We start from the raw sequence: 23,229 nt of genomic DNA on the forward strand, positions 1-23,229 counted from the left end.
AGGAAATACAATGAGTGCCATGAATATTATTCAACAAGCCAAAGCCGCAGGGGTATTGCTGTTTGTTGAAAATAAAAAGTTAGGATTTAAAGTATTAGCGAATGGGAATTTTGACGCTGAACTTAAAGCGCAGGTAATCGCGCATAAAGCTGACATTATGGCTTTGTTGGATTCATCCGAACAACTCTATAAAGTCATTCCTCTGGCAGATGGGCAGCAAACTTTATTTGTTGTACCTGGTGCGGACTCCTCTGCATCTTCTTTTGCTCCACTGGCTGAGAAGCTAAGCCCGATGTATGGTTTACATGCTCTGGATACGGCTCAAGGCATTTCTCATGCAGATTCATCTGTATCAGTACTGGCACAACATTATGCCCACTTATTGCTGGAGGACTACCCACAAGCAACTTATAAAATTGCTGGTTATTGCGTCGGCGCCTGTATTGCTTTTGAGTTGGCTTTAGCGTTGGAAGCAGCCGGCAAACAGGTCGAGTTAACGATTATCGAAAGTTTTCTTACCGCTTATGAAGGTGAAGCCTATACTCAAGAAGAACTGGATGAGGTTTGCCTCAAGTTACAGCAAGGCGCGACAGAAGAAGCCCGCCAACACTTTATGGAAACGTATAAAGCCCGCTCGTTAATGGCTTTAAACTACTATCCCGGTGGACAACTGCAAGGCAATCTTTACTTTCTTTATTGCCACCGTTCTATTGAGTTGCGTAGTGAAAAAGACGTTATCATCGATGGGCTTGAAGCTGTAGTCGCTGGAGAGATAGTTCAAGGAATGATCTCAGGCAATCACTATTCTGTTTTAAGTGAAGATGTGGATGGTTTAGCACAAGCATTATTGAATAAAGACTATTTGGATGAACCTGTCTTTCATACCAACGGCGTCGATTATAAAAGCGTGCAACAGGAAGTGGCTTATCGTTGCGATGTGTACTGGCCCCAAGATGATCTGGACAGCTTACACCGAGTGGATATTTCTGGTAAAGCTGTTTGGGAATTTCAGATCAACCGAGGTCATGCTGTCGTAAACTTTGATGCCAACGTCAGCGAAAAGCAGTGGGATAGTCACACCACTATTCATTGGGAAGCACTGGTGGAATGCATCAAGAGAAACCCCATCGAAACACTGGCAAGTGCGCTACTCAATGGAAAGGTTAAAATCCATCAAGGCGAAATCTTGTATCATGTGTTATGGCTGGTGTTTGGTATTACAGATCCTGACAAGCTGTTTAATTTTATGGATGCACAAGACAGTCGAGACCAAGCCTTAAAAGTCGACACGGACGGTATCAAACATTCCCGCCAGCAATTAGCTGACAGCTCCTGGGTGACGCGTTATATGCCAGCTCACTATAGCGTGATTGATACAGCATTACACCTGTTACCAATGAGCCTGAAAAACGTCACATATATTGATTTAGGCTGCGGCAAAGGTCGCTCTTTGTTATGTGCTGCGAACTTTCCATTTCATAAAATCATGGGAGTGGAAATCAACCCTGCGTTAGCCAGTATCGCGCGCAAAAATTGCTCATTGATAGGCCGAGACGATATTGAAGTTAAAGTCGGTGATGCTTTGGCGATGAACTTTCCACAAACACCGGTGGTGATTTATTCCTTTGATACTTTTGACCAACAAAGATTAAGTCGTTGGTTAGCCAGTCTGAAAGAGCAGGATTTCGTGATGGCTAACCCCGTGTGGATCTTACAAGTGAACGGTAACCGTCAACCTTATGAAGATTGCCGTTGGTTGCAACCTGTCGTCGAAAAGAAAGCGGTGATGGGAAGCTGGAATATTACTCTTTGGCAAGCGATTGCCTAAATTTGAATTTTGTAGGAGAACTTTTCGATGGTTGCTGATTTAGTCAAGTCAAATCGACTGAAAATCATCTTAAACAGTATTGTTGGTGCATTCAGTGCGTTTTTTAGTGTATGGCTCATCTCGTTAATAACCGATGATGCACTGGAACATATTAAAGCCGATATTGTTACTTGGTCGGCTCAGTTCGTACTGGGACTATTAAGCTTGTTTCTGGTTAGCTCGCTGGCTAATTTTTTGATGACCAAGCTGAGTGTTAAAATCATTTATGAAGTGCGCAGTAGCCTAGTTCGTAGAATTTTGAATACACCGTTTAGCGTTCTGGATAAAATCGGTGGTCACAAAGTACAAGCCAGTTTGACATCGGATGTGAGTGATATTTCTGCGGCTATCTCTACCATGCCACAATTCATCTATCACATTATTACCGTACTCGTATGCCTTGGTTTTCTGGCTTATAAATCTCTTGATTTATTCATGGTAATTCTTGTTCTATTGCCACTGGGGCTATTAGTTTCACGTTACTTTATTCTAAAGGCCGAAAAATACGATGAGGTGTATCGTGATGACTATGACGACTTGCACGAACAGTTTAAGAGTCTGGTGGATGGTGTTAAAGAATTGAATAATAACGTTAAGCGCAAACATGCATTTTTTCAACGTGGTGTTTTGCCAGCATTAAAAAAGATCAATGGCTCCGATCTAAAGTCAGAGATTTTTTGGAAGCTGAGTGAAAACTGGGGACAGACTTTGTTGTTTCTGGTACTAGGTGCCATCATTTTCTCCCACGCTCAGTGGGGACTGGGTGAGAGTGGTGACATATTAACCTTTATTTTTATTATGACTTTCTTACTGGGGCCGATTGATTTTATTCTGTCTTCACAAGAAACCATAGCTAAAGCGCTTATTTCTTTGCGTAAAATTGATAGTCTGGAGTTTTCTACACAAACTCAAATGAAAGATCCCGCTCAAGAAGAGGGGCGCTACTATGACTGGTCTAACATTAAGCTCAGTAACCTGACGTTTAAATACGAAACCGACGGCAGCCAGTTTGCTGTGGGCCCAATTAATTTGGCCATTAGTAAAGGTGAGATTGTCATCATTCGTGGTGGTAATGGCAGTGGTAAATCAACATTTGCCAAGCTGTTGATTGGCTTGCTCAATCGAACGGCTGGTGACATTTATGTTGACAGCCAAGCGATTACCTCCGCAGAGTTTACACACTATTTAAATATGTACAGTGTGATTCATTCTGATTTTTATTTATTTGATACCGTGATTAACCGCAGTGGCCAGCCAGCGTCTGATGAAAAAATTCGTAGCTACCTGAGCAAACTGAACTTGGATGAAAAAGTAAGCGTTATTAACGGCAAGCTGTCAACGACACGTTTGTCTCATGGTCAAAGAAAACGCCTAGCATTAGTCATTGCTTATCTTGAAGATGCTCCAGTTTATTTATTTGATGAATGGGCTGCGGATCAAGATCCCTATTTTAGAAATTTATTCTATCGCGAGTTGTTACCTGAAATGAAAAAGAATGGAAAGACCGTCATCGCAATCAGTCACGATGATAAATACTTTGATGTGGCCGATCGCGTTATATCAATGGAAAACGGTCAGATTGATTCACTTATAGATAATAGAACGACAGCCGCATTGTCTGAACAACCGAGCTTGGCACCTTTAGCCGGATAGTTATTGAAGGAGTTTTCATGTTAGATTTTTTTGCACAAGAGCTAAGTAGCATCAGGCAGCGATATGGGAGTCACTCACTGGAACGTGTTGAAGCCATGTTTGATCCTCAGCAACAGCAGCGCGATCCCATGCAAGAAGATGCCCGCTATATTATGCCTGGCTTATCTACCACACCTTGGCTCGATACTGCTGATTTCCCTAAGCTTGCGCCTCTGGTATCAACGCTGAGTATGCAATCGGCTGCTATAAAAAGCGAAATTCATCAGGCGATCAATCGTCGTACAGCCTTGCTAGAAAATTATGATCATTATCTGGGACGGCAGGATGACTGGCATGCACTTTATCTGTTTCAGAATGGTGCTCCGGTAACAGCTGCGGCACAAGAAGTGCCAGCAACATGGGAAGTTTTTAATCGAGAGTTACGTGACTGGCATTGTCCTTTGCTAGAGGTTCACTTTTCCATTCTACGGCCTGGAGCAGTCATAAAACCTCATTGCGACTTATGGAACTTTACCCTGAACCTCCATCTGGCAGTTGATATTCCTCAGCAAGATTGCAGCATCATCGTAGCTGGTGAAGAACGAGCATGGACAGAAGGGGAGTGCTTGCTGTTTGATTACTCTTATGTGCATGAAGCATTTAATCATTCTGAACAGCAGCGTATTTGCTTGCTAATGGATATTTGGCACCCCGATCTGACTCTGGCAGAGCGAGAAGCATTAATCATTGTAATCAAAGGTATTCGAGAGCTACTAGGCGAATAGTTTTGCCTTGTAAGACGATCTAATTAGGACATATAAAATGAACAATATTTCTGCGGTTGACGTATTACCGCAACAGCCATCTTTTGTTTTCGAACTAGAGCAAGACGAGCAAGAACAACTGGTTGATGTTTTACAATCAGTTACGCATCAGTATGAGATTGACAATTTCGAAAACTTTTACTGGCACTGTTTTCAGCAATCCTTTCGCTTGCCCGCAAGGCTACAGAAAAAACTGTTTGACTTTCGTGCTTTTGAAAATGAGAACTATTTGTTAATAAAAGGTTTACCTGTTCCTGAGAATCTGGGAGCAACGCCTTTGTCTTATACACAGACTAATGGTGAAAACCTGAAGATCACTCGCACCTTGATATCTATGTTGTTATCGCGCATTGGTTATATTTATTCTTTTGCGGGTAAGAAAAACTTTAATTTTATTGATGATGTGTTTCCGATTGAAAAGCATCAAAACGAACAATTAGGAACTAACAAAGATTTCCTTCAATGGCATGTAGAAGATGGCTTTCATGACGCCAAAGCAGATTGGGTGGCACTATTTTGCCTGCGTGGAGACATCAACGCAGAAACCTATCTGTTTCAAACGAAAAGTTTGCGTCTGGATGCTGATACCTTGCATCAGTTACAACAGTCGGACTATGAGATCCTGGTTGATCCTACTTTTAACAGTCGCTTAAAAGGTAATCGCCGTGTCGCTGTGTTAAGCCAGCACGAAGAACCAGAGATGATCTTTGATCCAGCTTATATGCGCTGTTTGACGCCTAAGGCAGAAGCGGCCATGAACAAACTGACCGATTACATCAATGCAAACAAAGAAATTTTTATTCTGGCTCCAGGAGAAATGTTGTTGTTTGATAACCGTAGAGTTGCCCATGCACGCAGCTCTTATGAACCCAGATACGATGGTACCGACCGTTGGTTGTTACGTGCATTAATGCTGGAATCAAAATTCAAAGCTCGTGATTGCTTTGATAGTGGCACATTGAGGGCTAGATAATGAAAACGATCATTCGAACAGGACAGATGTTACTCGCGGTGGGCTTGCTGGCTGGGTGTAGTTCGCTGGTTATTAATACCGATGTTAAGAAACAATATAAAGCTGATATTACTCGTACAAATTTTGGTGTGCCTCATATCCGCGCACAGGATCTGGGTAGTCTCAGTTTTGGTAATGCCTATGCTCAGGCTCAAGATAACCTGTGTCTGATGGCCGATAACTATGTGCGAGTGCGAGGAGAAACCTCTCGCTACTGGGGAGCTGATAAAGAAGAAAACGGTGATGGTATCAACCTGCAACAGGATTTTCGTTATCGAGCATTGGCACTTGTTACAGAAGCCAGACGATTGTTTCCTCAATTGAGTGTGGACGCTCAAACCATTATTAAAGGTTACGTTGCTGGTTATAATCAATATTTGCAGCAGGCTGCTGAACAACCCAATATGATCCCTGCCTTATGTCGAGGAGCTGAGTGGTTAACACCCATCAAGCCAGAAGATGTATTAGCGCATTTATTTTCGATTGCGGTTTTTCCTGGCGCGGCACAATTTGGTGAAGAATATTTCCTTGCCGATCCTCATTCAGAAAGCGAGCAGGACTTAGCTTTTAACGCACCTTATGAAGTCACTCCTGCGATTGGCTCTAATGCCTGGGCACTGGGAGATATAGCCAGTAAAAATGCTAGAGGCATGCTATTGGCGAATCCACATTTTCCTTATGAAGGTAATATGCGTTTCTGGCAGGTTCATCACCAGATCGATGATGAGTTAAATGTTATGGGGGCCTCTCTGGTCGGCTTTCCTGGCGTGATTAACATTGGATTCAATGAACATATTGGTTGGAGTCATACTTACTCCAGCGCTGAGCATTTTGTTATTTATCAGATGCAAACCCATCAATCTGATCCTATGACCTATGTGGTCGACGGTGAGGTTAAACAGGTTAAGTCTCGCTCCATTAACATTGACGTTAGAACGAATAAAGGTATTGAAGTGTTTTCTAAACGTCACTTCTATACCGATGTGGGGCCTGTAATTGAGAATGAAGAGTTGGCCTGGTCAGCAGAAAATTTTTACATTTTGAAAGACGTGAATCTTTACAACCTTGATATGATTGATCATTGGCTTGCTCTTAATCGCTCATCCTCTCTGGCTGAAGCAAAGCAGGCATACCATCAGTATCATGGGTTGGCATTTAACAATACTCTGTTAACCAGCAAACAGGGGCAGGCTTTATATATTGGTGACATCGCAGTACCTGACTTATCCAGTGCTGCATTGGAGTTATTGATCTCAGACACCCCTTGGGCGCATATTCGAGCAGAGACAGGGCTCAGCGTTTTACCTGGAAATCGGTCGGATCTGATGTTTAACACAAGCGTTCCCTTCCAACGTGTACCTACTTTAGAAACCCGTGATTTTGTCCAAAACTCTAATGATTCTCACTGGGCGACTCATCCTCAACAGTTGCTGGAGGGATACTCTCCTTTATTTGGGGAAGAAACAGATAGCTTGACTTTGCGAACTCGAATGGGGCTCAAGCTTCTATCAGAAGGAAAACAGCAAGGTGGATTTACTCTGGCGACTTTGGAACAATCTTTGTTAAGTGATCGTTCTTACCTGGCGGAATTGATTCTGGATGAACTCAAGAGTCTTTGCAGCAACACCAGAAATTTTGATGTGGTGTTGTCTGAAGAGCTAACCGTCAACATTCAACAAGCTTGTTCAATATTAAAACAATGGGACGGAAAGTTTAATGCTCAGGGTAAGGGGGCTTTGATTCTCCGTGAGCTGGCATTTGTTATCGATATGGAAGAAGATTTTGAAGTTCCATTTGATCCAACACAGCCAGCCCATACACCCCGTCAACTGAAGCAAAGTGAAGAAGTGTTACAAAAACTGGCATTAACCGTCGCTAATCTTCAGGTAGCTGGCTGGTCATTGGATGCAACAGTGAATGAATTTCAGTTTATTGAGTCAACAACAGCTGCAGGTGAGCCAGCACAAGATAGACTGCCTTGGCCTGGCCTATTTGAAGAAGAAGGTGGCTTTAATATGATGGCAACCTGGAGCTGGGACGAAAGTCATTTTCCTCGACATTATTATGAACCTGCTATGGATTTGTATTCGCAAGAGCCGATGGAATCCGGACTTACCTCTTCCGGTTATCAGGTACGCTTTGGCTCCAGCTGGATGTATATTTTGTCTTACACAGAGAAAGGACCCGAGGCACGTGGTTTGTTAGTGTATTCACAATCTTCTGATCCTGCATCGGATCACTTTAGCGATCAAAATAAATTTTACTCGCACAATAAAGCTCTGGTTCCATTGCCTTTTACTCAGGAACAGATTGATCAACAGGCCAAAAGTTCTATCACTGTTTTTGGCACTCGACTAACAGGAGATGTGCTGCATTAAGCAGCACTTATAACGCAGTATGCAAACACAACATCAATTGAAAATCGATGCCGATTATAAAGAGCGTGTGGTTGACTATGCTCAACGATTGATTCAATTTGAATCTGTTACACCAAATGATGCCGGTTGTCAGCATTGGATTGCAAAAAAACTATCTGCATTAGGAGCAACCGTCGAACAGTATGAATGCCATGGCGTCAGCAACCTGATTGCTGTTATAGAACGTGGCAGTGGCCCAGACTTCGCATTTTGTGGTCATACCGACGTTGTCCCTCCTGGCGATCTGGAGCGTTGGCAGGCACCGCCTTTTGCAGCCAATATTAAAGAACAATATTTAATTGGTCGTGGCATTGCTGATATGAAAGGTGGTATTGCCGCGGCCCTGGTTGCTGTCGAAGAGCTGGTAGCACAGGATGCATTCGAAGGACGCCTCTGGTTTTTTATAACCAGTGATGAAGAAGGTGAAGCGGATCATGGATCACTGGATATTGTGCAACGTTTAAAGCAACGACAACAAACGATGGACTACTGTTTAATTGGCGAGCCAACAGCGGTTAAGCACAGTGGCGATATGATCAAAGTAGGGCGTCGAGGTGCGTTAAGCTTCGATATTAAAATCAAAGGAAAAAGTGGTCATGTTGCTTATCCCGCACAAGGTGTGAATGCCATTCATCAAATGTGCCGTATTGTCAATGAGCTGAGTCAATGTCGCTGGGATTCCGGTGACGGAGATTTTCCTGGAACCTCATTGCAGGTAACTCATATGGACTCTGGTCAATGGACCGATAACATTATTCCATCATCAGCCAGTGTGAGTTTAAATATTCGTTACACAACCCGTTACACAGAAGAAGATCTGTATCAACGGGTAGAGTCCATTGTGCAACAAACCACTCAAGACTATGAGCTGACAGCTTATCGTCATTGTGCACCTTATCATTCTGACGTGCCGAATGTCGGGCAAGTTTCTTTGATTGAAACCTGTGAAAAAATTATTCATGAGAAGCTGGGATTATTTCCACGTATTTCTACAACTGGCGGCACTTCTGATGGTCGCTTCTTTAAAGATATTTGTGCACAGGTGATAGAGCTTGGTTTGCCTAACGCAACCATTCATCAAGAAAACGAGCGCGTAGCTGTAAAGGAGTTGAAAACTCTGGCAGAAATCTATCTTGCTTTGTATAGCAAAGTCATGGTCTCCAACGAACCATCTGGAGACTCTTTGTGATGCGAGCAAGCTGGTTGATCATGGCGTTTTTTTCCACTAACTGGGGGCTGGCTAATGAAGAGCCTGGCATTCAGCTGGATGGCCGTCTTGATGAAGCTTTATGGGAGCAGGCTACAGTTTACTCTCACTTTGTGCTTACGGACCCTGACACAGGTGCTGCGGCACCTTATTCAACCGAGGCCCGGGTGTTGATGCGCAAAGAAGGTATCTATCTTGGTTTTATTAACTCTCAACCCATGAATGAGCGGGTTCGAGTATACAGCCGCAAAGATGAAGTACCCACAGCAGACTTCAATCGCGTTGTCATTGACTTTAATGGTAATGGCACCAGCGCCTATGAATTTACCGCCTCGCTTGGTGAAGGCTATAGTGATGGTGTTTATACGCAGGGCAATCAATTTAACAGCGAGTGGGATGGTATCTGGCATTTTGCTGTCGCCGAAGATAAAAAGCATTGGTCGAGTGAAATTTTTCTTCCTTGGTCCATTGCAGTTTATGTTATTGATCCTGATGCGCCAGTGCGCAATATTGGTCTTTCTCTTGGTAGAGTACAGAAGCTGCGCAGTGAAGAATCTTCTTATCCCGCTATGCACTGGAGCGAAGCAGGGTTTATTAATCAATTAGCCAAGCTCGAGGTGACCACACAACCAGAGCCTGAACAGCTTACTGTGATTCCTCAGGTGGCAAATCATTACGATGCCGAACAACAACAGTGGGAGCATAACATAGGGATGGATTTTTTGTACCGTCCTACCAGCGACCAGTTGTTAATGGCAACGGTTAACCCCGACTTTGGTGCTGTCGATAGCGATGAGCTGATTTCAAATTTTTCTCCCGTTGAAACCTTGCTGGCAGAAAATCGCACGTTTTTTACGGAAAACCACCGCCTGTTTGATATTAAAGACAATGATGAACATTTTGTTCTTATCAATACACGTCGCATCGGCACACTCACTAACCGCAATGGAGAACTTTCTGGTGGTTTAAACTTTGCTGGAAAATATTTAAATCTTGGTAGCTCTTTTGATCAAGGTGTTTTGATTGCTGAGGACAAAGACGCGGGCTCATCAGCAGGTAAGCGATTTTATGTGGGTCGAACTCAATGGCATAGCACCTTTGGTGAGCTGGGCTGGTTAGGAAGTTTGACAGACGATTCGGCTCAGGATCGCAAGGCTCAATTGCACGCCATTGATTATCATCATTATGTAGACGACCTGAAGCTCTCTGCTAACTTCATGACTACTAAGATTGAATCACAATACCATAACAAACGTGGTGAGGGTGCTTTTTTATCTGCTGAGTATGCTTTGTCCGATGATGCGAACATCAGCAGCAACCTCCTTTGGTTGAAGCCTGATTTTGATATTAATGATCTGGGTTATATGGAGCGCAATAATATCAAACAATGGCGACTGGCCAGTGATGTGTCATTTTATGATGTAACACCACAGATACGCGAAATTTTTTATGAGTTTAGTATCGAACGACAACAGAGCTTTCAATCAGAATCCTTAGCTGTAAACTATGCCTTCGCCAGCTTATTCAGTTATCAGGACACTTCTTTGCTGGAGTTAAGTCTGGATGTAAAAACCTCCGGGCTGGATGATTTGATCTCGTTTGGTCATGGCAGTGTTCATTTGCCACAGCAAAATGAGTTTTATCTTGAGTATATACATCCCTTCGGCAAAGGCAGCGAATGGTCCCTTGTCTGGGGCTACCTTCAGGAAGGACTGGAGCATTGGGCTCATAGCCTCGAAGCCAGCGTTCGTCATTCATGGCAAGATGCTTTTACTGTGGAACTTTCTGCTTTGGCTTTGCAAAGTCCAGACTGGTTGATCGGTGAAGGGGATGGTTTACTCGGGCATTACGAACGACAGTTCCGCGAGATAGACTTATCTCTGCTTTGGTACATTCAACCACAACATGAAATGATTTTACGTTTGCAGTGGAATGGGCTGCAAGCTAATGCACTGTCAGCCTTTGACACTCAAAACCAGTCGTTAGTCGCGAGCAATGAGCCTCTTGAGTCTTTTGCTGAAAGCGATGTGTCTTTTCAACTGAAATATCAGTATCAATTAGCCCCCCTGTCTTTTTTAACCATTGCTTATACTCGTCAGGGAGCCTTCTTCCAGTTGGATGATCCTTTGCCCAACTTTTCTCAACAATGGGAAGAAGCTTTTAGAAGCGTTGAAGAAAGCAACGTATCCTTAAAACTGACTTACGCACTATAGAAATAGATAAAGGAGCAGGTTTACATCTGCTCTTGACGAAACAGGATTAACAATGACCGTTATGAACCACAAGCAGTTGACCCCATGTATCGAATTCTTTAACCCCACTACAGAAGATGTCACTCGCTGTATGGAACAGCGCCAGCCATTTATTATTCGCAATGGTGCAGCTAACTGGGTTGCGCGCACCAAGTGGACATGGAATTTCTTTAAACAGAACTACGGGCATCATTCGATCAAAGTGTATCGCTCTTCAAATGATCAAGATAATCGTTATATGTCATTGGCGGAGTACATTGATTATATAACTTCAAGTGACGAGAAGGATCCTTACTATGCTTCAGCGTGGCAGTTCTCATTGTACTTTAAGGAGCTGGTAGATGATTATCAGGTAGCGGATTATTTTTCTTGTATTATCCGCAATCGTATCGATGATGATTTATTGCATGATCAAGCGGCTTTATTGTTGTTGCGTTGGATATACATGGGGCCCAAAAACAGTGGTTCGCGAATGCATCTGGACATTGCCTCCACACACGCCTGGAATGCTGTGATTAGCGGTCGCAAGGAGTGGGTATTTTATGGCCCAGAAGAGGCCGAAAAAGTGGGCTTTGGACAAGTAAATGCCGCAGAGCCGGATCTAGAGCGGTATCCAATGTTTCATGAAGCCAAAGGAGTGCATTGCATTCAAAATCCAGGCGATATTATTTTTACGCCATGCACGCATTACCACCAGATCCGTAATCTCGAAGCAGGCATATCCATTACAGAAAATTTTGTCAATGCGACCAATTGCAACGAAGTAAAGCAGGCTTTGATGCAAGATGAAGATATTTCTCCCGAGCAGGCCAGCTTTATCAAGCTGTTGATTCCTGAGTTTGCATAAGAAGGCGGCGGAAAACGAACATGAAGACTAATAATGATATCATTACTCACAAATTTGGTGGTTCCAGTTTAGCCAGCACTGACTGTTACCAGCGGCTTCTTAACAATGTTAAGTCCATGGGAGCCAATGACTGGATTATTGTATCGGCGTCAGGTAAAACAACGAATAGCTTAAAAAGTCTTTATGATTTAGCGGGTAGCTTTAATGAACAAGCTTTGAGGATGCTGGAGGAGCTAAAACAGTATCATCAGAAGTTAATCAAGGCTCTGACTTCTGAACATCAAAAATCTCTGCTGAATGCACTTGAGCAGGATCTAATTGAGTTAAAAGAAAAAGTTGAACAATCCCATCACCAGAAACCTCACACGGATGAATTCTTATATTATGGCGAAGTCTGGTCTGCGCGTTTGCTCACAGCTTTTTTGTCGGAGCAACAATTTGCCGTGACCTTTATCAATGCGGCGGACATTCTGGTGTTAAAAGGAGAGTGCGTTGATATTGAAGCCAGCCTTCAAAACCTGACATCGAGCCAACTCATGCAACAGCAAGGGCTTAAAGTTGTAACGGGATACATTGCTGCCGATGTGGAGGGAAATATTTGCACCCTTGGGCGCAACGGCAGTGATTATTCCGCCAGCTTGTTTGCCCGTTTAACACATGCACAGCGTGTACAGTTTTGGACCGATGTTAATGGCGTCTATAGTGCTGATCCAGGGCGAGTGGATAATGCTCAGCTGCTGCCGTTTTTAAACTGGAATGTTGCTCATTGTCTGGCTAAAGCAGGAAGCCCTATATTACATCATAAAACCTTACAGCCACTAGCTGAAGTAGATTGTGATGTCGTTGTTCGCAGTAGCTTTCACCCTGAGCAACAGGGTACTCGTGTGATGAAGTCTTTTAGAGACGAGCTGCCGTTATTGTCAACAGCAATGGGATTTGGCCTGGTTCATCAACCAGATCTTGCCGTTGAGCCTTTGCACTTGGCCTTTGAGTTAACGCCTTCACTCAAGTTAATCTACCCAGAGTATGTTGAATGCTATGAAAATGCAAAGCACAGCATCGCCAGAGTAAACTTGGTAATGGTTTGCAACTCACACCAAAAAACAGCAGAGTTGATAGAACAACAGAAGATTCACAAGCTGTTCCATTTACACCTTAATGCTCAGGTTGAATTGATTGTGACTAACTCTTCTATTTCTCAAAAGCAGATAAAAAATATCCATGACACTCTGCTGGAAGAGCATGCTTGTTTGGGTTATGATGTATTAGATTTTGTTGTTTAGTGAAAAAATGGAAGTTTGACCTTTAAAGTAGCCTTCTTTTCATCACTGCCTTCGATATTATAGAATGTCGAAGGCAGTGATATTAATGATGCTGCTACCATGATTGGGATGTTTATTGGCCACCACTTTTCTGACACTAAGTATAGCTGTTAACTTGTGAGTCTTTATTTGTTCTATATTTTCAGCTAGTCCTGAGTCGCCATCTAGAAGCTCTTCTTTCTCGAGATAATAAACTTTATTATGTTAAATGGGGAGTGTGAAATTTAAATAGGTGTCCAGGTTCTGTCGCTCTTTGACAGAGCACCTCTGTTGTAACTAAAATGGAACCATCTCGATTTTCATTCAGCGGCGTTAGAGTTTGTCAAAGAAAAGTGGGGTTAGGCAGTGACAATCAACCAAAGGTTAATAGGCCCTAAGGACTAATATTAGGATAAAAAGCATTGGGTGTATTATTATGAAAAATATTTTAATTTTCTTCGTTGCACTATTTTTTTAGCTGAATGTGCGACAACAAGCTTAGGTGTAAAAAGGACTCCGATACCAGAAAAACTGGATAATATCAAACAGGGCGAAGGTATTATTGTTTTCGGGGCGGATGCAAGCATTGGCATAGATAGGGTGGAGGTGTCAGCAGAAGGGAAAAATCATAATCTCTTCTTCAGTGATGGATTTATTCTATCAGCAATGACCGAAGGGACTTATGAAATCAAAAAAGTTTTTTTTAGCAGTTATCGCTACTTTGAGACCAGTGGAAGCGCATGGTCTTTTAAGGTAGAAAAAGGAAAGATTAATTACGTTGGCCATATAAGGATTAAAAGTCTCAAGCATCAGCAGTTTTTGTTGGATATTACTAATCGTGCGTCGTTCTTTTACGAGTACATGGAACACCACCACTCTGAGTTGACGACTCGTTATCCAATCATTTACTCGAACTTGTTTAGCGACAACTTTTTAATTTAGTGAAGGAGCCGTCAATATGAGCAACGTTAAAAGCCTGTTGACTTCATTGGTTGTGATGTTTGCATCTGTCTATGCGTATGCCGGTGCTATTCCTGTCGTTGACTTAATCACTGATCCGGATTACTCATCATTTAAGTTGTCGCCTAAATCAAAGCTTTTGGCTGGCCAAGGTTTTTATGAGAACTTTCACACAATAGAAATTATTCAAGTGGGGAAGGAAATATCGAATATCGCATTCAAACTGCATAACAACTCGAACTCTAAAATAGAGAACTACCTATGGCTAGATGACGATACGTTACTGGTTGATTATGTTGGGCAAACAGGTCAGGAGTTGGTACTGATTATTGATGTAGTTACAGAGCCTGAGCTGAACTTTCATAAAAGAGACTTACTGTTTAAGGGTGAAATTCTTTCTGTGGTGAAAGGAAGTGAAGAAGTTATTGTTAAACATCTGCGCTATGGCTCCGAAGATTTTGACCTCTATAAGTTAAGCCTTGAAGATCTTGCGAGCCGCTCTGTACCCGAAGAAAAAAAGATAAATCATGGAGAGAAAGCAAGACACTTTTGGTTAGATTCGAACAATAATGTGGTTATGAAGGCGACCGTTAATGACGAAAATCGGTCGTATTATGTATCAGAGGATCAAGATTGGATTAAGTTTTTTGAGCTGACTGGTAGCGACCGGTTTTACCCCATCCAGCGCTTAAGTGATAGTAAAGTTGCAGTTCTTACTAATATAGAACGAGACAAGGTGGAACTGGTGGAATACGACTTACTTCTTCAAACGTTTGGCGAAACTCTTTTCGCGCATGACCGTTATGATCTTGAATATGCTAGTTTTTGGGGGGATTCTGATCAATTAGCTTTCGTCACTTACTACTCTCAGGGACGTCCCGTTACCCGTTATTTTGAGTCCTATGACTCTCGGCTAGCCAAACTATTATCAAAGCATTTCAAAGGTAAAACATTTCATGTATTAAGCGAAGATGAATCGAAGAAGAACTTTGTTGTTAAAGTGTTTAACTCTGATGATCCTGGCTACTTCTATCTTGTTAACCCAAAAAGGCGGGTGATTTCTCGGTTGGCTCCCAGTTATAGCAAGCTGCAAGCTTATGACTTTTCTTCTACTGTTGGTTTTAGCGTAACCAATTCGGAAGGTGAAGATATTGAGGCTTTTTTTACTCCACCAGTCGATCAAAAAGGCGCTTTTCCATTATTAGTAGTACCTCATGGTGGGCCAATAGGTGTTAGAGAATTTGATACTTATGACCCAGACCTTCAATTTTATGCCTCACGGGGATACGGTGTTCTTCGAATGAATTTTAGTGGCTCGACTGGTTATGGAAAAGATTTCATGACGTCTGGGGTTGGGCAGTTTGGTAAAAAAATAGAAGAGGACATTAACACCGTCGTTGACTATACCTTAAATAAGTTTCAGGTGGATAAAAGCAAAGTCTGTATTATGGGAACGAGTTATGGCGGCTACTCGGCCCTTATGTCAGTTGTAAAATATCCACAGAAATATCGTTGCATTGTATCTGCTTATGGTGTGTCTGATATTAAACTTCTATTTAATCAATCTAATATACATAACTCGGACGAAGCTAACGAAAAGATTGCCAATATTGCAGGAAAAGAGGAAGAGTTAGCCGATCATTTTCACGAGATCTCTCCTGTCTATCATGCTGATAAAATTTCTGTACCTGTGTTATTTATTGTTGGTAACTTAGATTACGTGGCTGATCTGGAGCACTCTTATCGGATGGTTTACTTACTCAACCGCAGTGGAAACTCAAAGGTTGAATACATCAATTATTTGCGCGCAAAGCATGGTCCAGAAAACATGGCAAGCCGAATAAATCAGTTGATTATCACGGAATCATTTATCCGTGATGCGTTAAAGCATTCATTTACTAATAGTGAGTTGGCAAAGGCCGAGTTGAAACAGGCGCTACTGTATTTGAACGCTCGCAATGTTAAAGAGCGGAAAAATGCTAGCACAAAGCGACTTAAAAAGATGATAGGGAGCCAATAATATAGGCTTATTGCCAGTAGGCGAATAATGGCCTGCTGGCTTATCTCCATTCTCTCGTTTACCTACAAATATATCTTATAGAGATTATTTGGTTCCAAATCCTTATTTTATTACTTCACACCGTTTATCTCACCTATTGACCAATCATTCTGCCTCACGACAGCTCGTCGCATGAGCCAGCATCTTGACGATGATCTTGTTAGCCTTAAATCATGGATAACCTTAAGAGAAGCAAGAATGAAACCGATCAGAGTGATTGCCTTATCTATGCTGGTGTTCTGCTTTATCGGTGTTATTAAAGCCGAACAAAGTAAAGCAGAACAAAGCAGCAAACCGCTTATTCCATCGAGTGTCATGCTGCAGTATACAGCGGCTGCCAAAGGCGACAGTGATGCGAATGAAGAGGCTTACGAAGCGCTAATAAAACTGCATAAAAAACATCCAGGCAGTGCTTTGGCCAACACCGTTTTAGGAAGTTCCGAAGCCATGAGAGCGAGAGACAGTTTTATTCCATGGCGACAGCTTAAGTATTTAGAGAAGGGAATGTCGCTTATGGACAAAGGCGTTCAGTTATTGCAGCCCAAAGATCATCTTGAACTGTTTGAGGGGATTCCGGTGTCTTTGTGGGTGAGAAATACTGCAGGCTGCACCTTTATTGAGCTGCCAGAGCAGTTTAATCGCCTCGAAATGGGATACCAACTTCTACAGAAAACTCTTGATAGTAAAGAAGTGGCTGGGCTGCCATTCGCGTCAAAAGCGTCCACCTATCTGTGCGCAGGAATAGCCGCAGAAAAAATGGGAGAGAAACAGGCCGCTCGGCAGTTTCTTGAACTCATCGCCAGTGAGCTCCCATCAGAAGATGAACACGCCAGAGAGGCGCGTTCATTGCTGCAGAAACTTTAGTTCTAGGCTCCTAATAATAAAGGATCAGATATGCTGCGATTTGAAAATATTGTCAAAGCCTTTACCCAAGGCGAGACCAAAACCTATGCCTTAAAAGGCGTGAGTGGAAGTATCCAGCGAGGAGAAACCGTTGCGCTATGCGGGCCGTCGGGCAGTGGAAAAAGTACATTGCTTAATATTTGTGGTTTGCTAGATAACGACTACGAAGGGGAGTTATTCTTTGACGACGAAAAAGTAACCGGTGGCATTAACGCGGCTACTAAGATGCGTCGCGAGCGAATAGGGTTTATTTTTCAGCGCTATAACCTCATCGAAGCCATGACAGCCTTTGATAATGTTGAGTACCCATTGCTTTTAACAAATGAGAACAAATCAGATAGAAAAGAAAAAGTGTTGTCTATCTTAAAACAAGTAGGTTTAGCAGGACACGAATACAAACGGCCAGATCAACTCTCGGGTGGACAACAACAAAGAGTTGCTGTAGCTCGAGCATTAGTAAAAAAGCCGGATCTTGTCATTGCCGACGAACCAACGGCAAATCTCGATACAGAAACAGCCACCGTTATTATTGATTTAATGCGTGAGCTGGGTGCCTCTATTCAAACGACTTTTCTTGTCGCCACTCACGATAGTCGTATGACAGAACGATGCCATCGCACGCTCAATCTACAAGATGGAATGCTATTTGATGAAGTCGTGGGATCTGTTGAAGAGCCACAAACTAAGACGTTAGCTAAGGGAGCGAAGCATGCAGAGCATCAAGTTAGCATGGTATAACATTTTAAGAAATCGCCGACGATCACTGTTCACCATACTGATCACAGTGGTGGCTACATTAGTATTATTAGCCAGCGGTGGATTTGGTCTTTATATGTATCAAGGGCTAGAAGAAGAAAGTGCTCGTGATACCGGCAACTTAATCATTACTCGTACAGGCTATTTTGAAACGGAAGAAGACTACCCCTTACAACATGGCTTATCGGGTTTTAAAGAGATACAACAACACTACCTTAAAGACGAACAAGTAAAAGCTGTCTTGCCGAACGTCGACTTTCAGGGGCTTATTTCGAACGGCGAAAAAACCGCTATTTTTATGGGAAAAGGTGTAGAACATGGTGAGTTTCTGGCAAAAGGGCCTTTTATTAACTTTATCGAAGGGCATGCGTTGTCAGCCGAAGTCGAAGCCAGTGCTGATCCCGAAATTCTGTTAGGGAAGGGGCTTGCTAAGAACCTTAAAGTGAGTGTGGGCGACATAGTAACTTTGCTAAGTACGACTACCGATAACGTTATGAATGCAATGGACTTTAAAGTTAAAGGTGTTTTTAGCACTGGCATACCAGAACTAGAAAAGCGCATGATTTACACAGATCTTAATTCGGCGCAAATCTTGTTGGACAGCGACCGAGTGAGCAGCATCGCCATTCACTTATTCGATATCGACAACACCAGTGCAAAGCTTGATGAAGTTCAGTCACAATATTCAGAACTAGAAGTCACTCCCTGGTGGGAACGTGCGTTTTATTATAGAGACGTAAAAAATCTATTTGATCTGATTTTTGCGTTACTTGGCATTGTGATTTCACTCATTGTGTTTCTCGCGATCTCCAACACCATGGGGATGACCATCATGGAAAGAACCCGAGAGATAGGCACTTTAGCGGCAATGGGAACTTACCGTTATGAAATCACCAGAAACTTTACGCTAGAAGGTTTGATGATAGGACTTATTGGTACGGTAACGGGCATTGCGCTGACCTTGGCGTTGATCGGCTTTTTAAATGTCGCAAACATTGAAATGCCACCCCCACCTGGGAGCACACAAGGCTTTCCAATCGCTATTAACTTCTCATTGGGGTTAACCCTGTTCAGTTCGATTCTATTAATGACAATATGTGCGATGGCTGCCTGGTTTGCTGCCCGAAGTGGCGCGAGAAAACCCATTGTGGAGGCTTTATCTTATGTCTAACTTAGTAAAACTTTGTGCAATAGCTAGCTTGTGTTCTTTTATAGAGCTTGGGAACGCAGAGTCAAATCAACCTCAGACTGCTTTAAGCGAATCAGTCAAAACAGACAGTGATATATCAACGGATCTTTCTGTTGAAGAACGCTTAAAGCGAGCCGATAGTTATCGGTTCTCGCTGTCGCCCACCAAAACTGTGACTTATGTACACGAATATGAGCAAGAGAAGTTAGAGAAAACGCAGGTTTACGAAGTATTTACTAAACCAGGAAAAGGCTCTCTCGCCGTATTTAAATCGGCTTCGCAAGCGGGTCAAAAAGTATTAATGCAAGACGAAAAGTTTTGGGTCTTTATGCCCAGAACTCGACGTCCTATCCGCATATCCCCAATGCAAAAGTTACTAGGTGATGCAGCAGTCGGTGATCTGACCACACTCAGTTGGAGTGAGAGTTATAACGCAACTTTAGCGATGCCTTCTAATGAAGAGATGCTAAATAAGTCGGATGAGATTTCGATGCTGCTAGAGGCGAAAGTCAAAGGTGTCAGCTATCAAAAAATAGAGCTGGTCGTTGATGCCTCGACCAGTTTTCCCTTACGAGCCAAGTTCTATCTGAAATCAGGAAAATTGGCGAAGGTTGCTCAGTTTGTTCGTGGTGAGCTTAATGAGCAAGCCTGGGTAACCGAAATGGTTTTGGAGAACAGTGTTGTTGCCAGTAAAAAAACCATTATGCAAACCGTCAGTGCAGAAGTGGTTGATATTCCTGATAAGTTATTTAATCCATCATTTCTGATTCGAAATAACTTAAAAAGCCTGTAGCTAACACAGCCTCCAGCTTTTTTTCAAAGCTGGAGGCTCACAATAATCGCTCTCTTAACTGGGACAAAGTGATGAATACTCAACGTTGGATGTCAGTAATAACCTTAGTTACACCTTTGCTGTATTCTGGCAGCACTATTGCGAACAGTGCTGAACAATGGGAGTACAACTTAGGCACTGCTGCGAATACTAGCTCCAAGTACATTGGCAGTGATGAAGCCGAATATTATTTATTTCCGGTTTTCGAAGCAACTTATTATGCCGATAGAGATTCAAAGTATTATGCAGGTACGGTTAAAGGCTTTGGTGTTGAGACCAAAGAAGAAGATATTTCCTTTGGGCTAGGTATTAATTATCGTTATGGTTTGTTTGGTGCCGCTCAAGATTTTGGACTTTCGGATGAAGAGCCCGAAGAACTCCAGGGAATGTTTGATCCCGGAGGCACCGTTACATTAAAGCCTTATATTAGCGTTGATATCGAAAACTGGAAGTTAGGCCTTGAGCTTGATAAGGGGATTGAGCGAGACAATCAGGGACTGACAGCAAAGTTGAGCGTCGCTCATCAGCAGTTTTTTAGCCAAAGTTTTATGGCAACCTTTGGCGTTCATATCACCTGGGCTGATGACGAGTTTATTGATGATTACTTTGGTGTGAGTGATACAGAAGTGACGCCTACACGAGCGGCCTATGTTGGTGAAGCGGGTTTGTATCACTATGGTGTGATGGGGGAGCTTGTCTATATGCTTTCTGCACAAAGTGTTATTTTTGGTACTCTTGGAGTCAATGTGTTAGGTGATAAGCTTCAAGAGAGCAGTCTGGTTAAGGAGGATATTCAGCCAGAAGTCACGGTTGGATACACATATTTTTTCTAAAAGTATTTATCAGGGAGTGACTGGAAAGTGGTTAGTTGTTTATTAGGTGGAAGTGCAAGATGGTAAGTTCTCGTTTGTTAAAGTGTTCAACAGTTACAACTTTATTGATATCACTGTATTGCGATAATGTGCGGGCCTATGACTGGCAACTGGGTTACCGAGTTTCTTCAGAAAGATACGAAGAAGGAAACAACCTGTTCTTTCACAATACTGAAAACTATTTAGGGCAGACTGTCGCCGACTTTAACATTGAGCACCAAGGTTTTAGAAGTTCTATCTCGGCTCGAGAACAATGGCGCAGTGAGAATGATAATTTTACTCCTGAAGATGAAGATAAGCTGATCGTTGGAGAGTTTTTTCTAGACACCAGTGCTTTTGATTGGGATTTTACTTTTGGAAAAAAAAGACTTAATTGGGCGGTTGGTTTTGGTCATCAACCATTAAACCTGATAACCGTTGAGTCTAACTTAGCAACGGGCGTTGTCATTGATGAAGGGGCCTGGATGATCAGTGCTGAGCGTTACTCTGACTCTGGTGCTATTACATTAATTGCTGCCAATAGTAAAACACAACAGGAGTCGAATGCTGTTCAGCCCAAAGGGGCAGGACTACGTTACTACGAGTTGGTTGGAGACTGGGACCTGCAGACTATTTTGTATCATGATGATGTTCATGGCATGAACCTGGGGGGGAGTGCGGTCACTGTTGTTGGAGACGCAATGTCTTATCACTTATCGACGTTATGGAGTGAAAAGTATAACAAGTTAAGTCATTCACTCAGCGGAACTCACTCGTTTCCAACAAGTGATCCTATTCAAAGAGATTTAAAAAGTGATGGGTTTCAATTTTTAACAGGCGTTAATTACAGTTTTGCTAATAATGTGAATATGATTGTCGAGTATTGGTTTGATGGACGTAGTGCTAGCCACCGCCAGTGGCAAGACTTGTTTGATGCTGGAGATGCTCAACTAAATTCCACAGAAGGGATGGCGTTATTATCTGCAGAGCGAGAGTTTTTTACATCGGTTAACTTAATGCGGCATAATATGCTGCTCCACTTATCGTATGACAGTGAACCTTACGATATCGAGTTTGATTTGCAAATTTCGCCACGAGATAAAGGGGCGATCGGTACGGCAAGAATAATCTATGAGTGGAGTCAAAATCATAGGTCACAATTTGGTTTTCGAACTTACACAGGATCTGAACGATCAGTCTATCGTCAGTTGCCCAACGAGTTTGAAACCTTTTTTAGAATTGAGGGAGCGTTTTAAGTGCAAGCGGCAAGTAGGTTTTTAACTACAACACTCGGGGATTATTTTAAGACGATTTTGGTTTGTACCTTAGTGGCCGTGTTTATCAACATAATCGAAGACAACGACAAATACGCTTGGTTAGCCTTTCTTTGTTCCTATTGTTATGGACTTTGTATTCACGTTTGTATCAACTTCGCTCAAAAGTGGTTTCCTCAAAGCGGTAAGGTAACCATGTTTCTTTTGCCGTCTTTATTTGGCTTTTTTATCAGTACTTCACTCATTGTATTGTTTACTCGCTGGTTTCTGTCTGACATACAAGCTGATCTGATGGGATGGCTGCTTGTTGCCTTCCTGGCTAGTAGCATTACTTTATACTGGTTTTTTATTGTTGAGCGAGATGCTCAAATGAAAGCCGAGTTAAAGAACATTCAATTAGAGCAGGCAGAGAAAGACAAGCTCCTATTACAGAGCCAGTTAAGATTGTTGCAGTCACAAGTTGAGCCACACTTTCTATTTAATACGATTGCTAATTTAAAAGCGGCCATCCAACTGGAACCTAAGCGAGCGATGGTTATGCTCGATCATCTGGCGGTAGTGTTACGACACAGTCTAAAACGTTCGCAGGACAGTGAACTTACTTTGCAGGATGAGCTTAGTTTCTGTGAATCTTACTTAGAGATAAATAAAGTCCGTTTAGGAGAAAGGCTTCAATACCACATTAAAGTGGAGCCTTCTGTTGAGTTAAGTCAACTTTTCCCGCCTTTATTAGTTCAGCCTTTGGTAGAGAATGCGATCTTACATGCCATTGAACCTTCATCATCGCACTGTAGTTTGGACCTTGAGGTCTCTCTTTATAACGATGAGTATCTTAAGGTGGAAATAATCGATAATGGTATTGGATTGGGTAATAGCCAGCGGCAAGGGCATGGAGTAGGGCTTAATAATATTCGGCAACGTTCAAAGCACTATTACGGTGAGAAAGCCAAGTTGGATATTAAAAGCAATCAGCAAAACGGAGTGACCGCCAGCTTGTTGTTGCCTTTAAATGGCGACAAATTAGTAGCGCAGGCAATTGGGTAATT

General features: G+C 42.6%; 18 protein-coding genes. All 18 read left to right on the forward strand.

The features are described from left to right. Positions 1-10: 10 nt before the first annotated feature. Positions 11-1,828, forward strand: a complete 1,818-nt coding sequence (locus NH399_RS08410) for a thioesterase domain-containing protein (protein ID WP_253038770.1) — start codon at positions 11-13, stop codon at positions 1,826-1,828. 27 nt (positions 1,829-1,855) lie between these two features. After that, positions 1,856-3,520, forward strand: coding sequence for a cyclic peptide export ABC transporter (locus NH399_RS08415; protein ID WP_253038781.1), 1,665 nt, complete (start codon positions 1,856-1,858; stop codon positions 3,518-3,520). Between the two features lie 17 nt (positions 3,521-3,537). Then, positions 3,538-4,284, forward strand: coding sequence for an aspartyl/asparaginyl beta-hydroxylase domain-containing protein (locus tag NH399_RS08420; RefSeq protein ID WP_253038783.1), 747 nt, complete (start codon positions 3,538-3,540; stop codon positions 4,282-4,284). A gap of 37 nt (positions 4,285-4,321) precedes the next feature. Further along, positions 4,322-5,296, forward strand: a complete 975-nt coding sequence (locus tag NH399_RS08425) for a TauD/TfdA family dioxygenase (RefSeq protein ID WP_253038787.1) — start codon at positions 4,322-4,324, stop codon at positions 5,294-5,296. Next, positions 5,296-7,713 (forward strand): penicillin acylase family protein, encoded by a 2,418-nt coding sequence (locus NH399_RS08430; protein ID WP_253038789.1) that lies wholly within the window; start codon positions 5,296-5,298, stop codon positions 7,711-7,713. The genes NH399_RS08425 and NH399_RS08430 overlap by 1 nt, the downstream gene beginning before the upstream one ends. Before the next feature lie 19 nt (positions 7,714-7,732). After that, positions 7,733-8,941 (forward strand): succinyl-diaminopimelate desuccinylase, encoded by a 1,209-nt coding sequence (gene dapE / locus NH399_RS08435; protein WP_253038795.1) that lies wholly within the window; start codon positions 7,733-7,735, stop codon positions 8,939-8,941. Continuing rightward, a complete protein-coding gene (locus NH399_RS08440) occupies positions 8,941-11,172 on the forward strand; it encodes a DUF5916 domain-containing protein (RefSeq protein WP_253039045.1) in 2,232 nt (743 codons plus the stop codon). Before dapE ends, NH399_RS08440 begins: the two co-directional genes overlap by 1 nt. A gap of 52 nt (positions 11,173-11,224) precedes the next feature. Next, the gene (locus tag NH399_RS08445) at positions 11,225-12,058 is read left to right on the forward strand and encodes a cupin-like domain-containing protein (RefSeq protein WP_253038797.1); all 834 of its coding nucleotides are present in this window, start codon (positions 11,225-11,227) and stop codon (positions 12,056-12,058) included. A 20-nt stretch (positions 12,059-12,078) separates the two neighbouring features. Then, positions 12,079-13,341 (forward strand): hypothetical protein, encoded by a 1,263-nt coding sequence (locus NH399_RS08450; protein ID WP_253038799.1) that lies wholly within the window; start codon positions 12,079-12,081, stop codon positions 13,339-13,341. Between the two features lie 444 nt (positions 13,342-13,785). Continuing rightward, the gene (locus NH399_RS08455; protein ID WP_253038801.1) at positions 13,786-14,301 is read left to right on the forward strand and encodes a hypothetical protein; all 516 of its coding nucleotides are present in this window, start codon (positions 13,786-13,788) and stop codon (positions 14,299-14,301) included. A gap of 16 nt (positions 14,302-14,317) precedes the next feature. After that, entirely contained in the window at positions 14,318-16,339 is a 2,022-nt protein-coding gene (locus tag NH399_RS08460) for a S9 family peptidase (protein WP_253038803.1), read from the forward strand. A gap of 237 nt (positions 16,340-16,576) precedes the next feature. Further along, positions 16,577-17,242: a hypothetical protein gene (locus NH399_RS08465; protein ID WP_253038805.1), complete on the forward strand. Its 666-nt coding sequence runs from the start codon at positions 16,577-16,579 to the stop codon at positions 17,240-17,242. Positions 17,243-17,272: 30 nt separating this feature from the next. Then, positions 17,273-18,019 carry an ABC transporter ATP-binding protein gene (locus tag NH399_RS08470; protein ID WP_253038807.1) on the forward strand — a complete coding sequence of 249 codons (747 nt, stop codon included), beginning with the start codon at positions 17,273-17,275 and terminating at the stop codon, positions 18,017-18,019. Beyond that, the gene (locus NH399_RS08475) at positions 17,991-19,208 is read left to right on the forward strand and encodes an FtsX-like permease family protein (protein ID WP_253038809.1); all 1,218 of its coding nucleotides are present in this window, start codon (positions 17,991-17,993) and stop codon (positions 19,206-19,208) included. The genes NH399_RS08470 and NH399_RS08475 overlap by 29 nt, the downstream gene beginning before the upstream one ends. Then, positions 19,201-20,019: an outer membrane lipoprotein-sorting protein gene (locus tag NH399_RS08480; RefSeq protein WP_253038811.1), complete on the forward strand. Its 819-nt coding sequence runs from the start codon at positions 19,201-19,203 to the stop codon at positions 20,017-20,019. The genes NH399_RS08475 and NH399_RS08480 overlap by 8 nt, the downstream gene beginning before the upstream one ends. 71 nt (positions 20,020-20,090) lie before the next feature. After that, a complete protein-coding gene (locus tag NH399_RS08485; RefSeq protein ID WP_253038813.1) occupies positions 20,091-20,891 on the forward strand; it encodes a MipA/OmpV family protein in 801 nt (266 codons plus the stop codon). A gap of 59 nt (positions 20,892-20,950) precedes the next feature. Beyond that, positions 20,951-22,165 carry a hypothetical protein gene (locus NH399_RS08490; RefSeq protein WP_253038815.1) on the forward strand — a complete coding sequence of 405 codons (1,215 nt, stop codon included), beginning with the start codon at positions 20,951-20,953 and terminating at the stop codon, positions 22,163-22,165. After that, entirely contained in the window at positions 22,166-23,227 is a 1,062-nt protein-coding gene (locus tag NH399_RS25885) for a histidine kinase (RefSeq protein WP_253038824.1), read from the forward strand. The last annotated feature ends 2 nt before the right edge of the window (positions 23,228-23,229 follow it).

It is taken from the genome of Pleionea sp. CnH1-48, assembly GCF_024124665.1.
Taxonomy (GTDB): Bacteria; Pseudomonadota; Gammaproteobacteria; order Enterobacterales; family Kangiellaceae; genus JAMXSB01.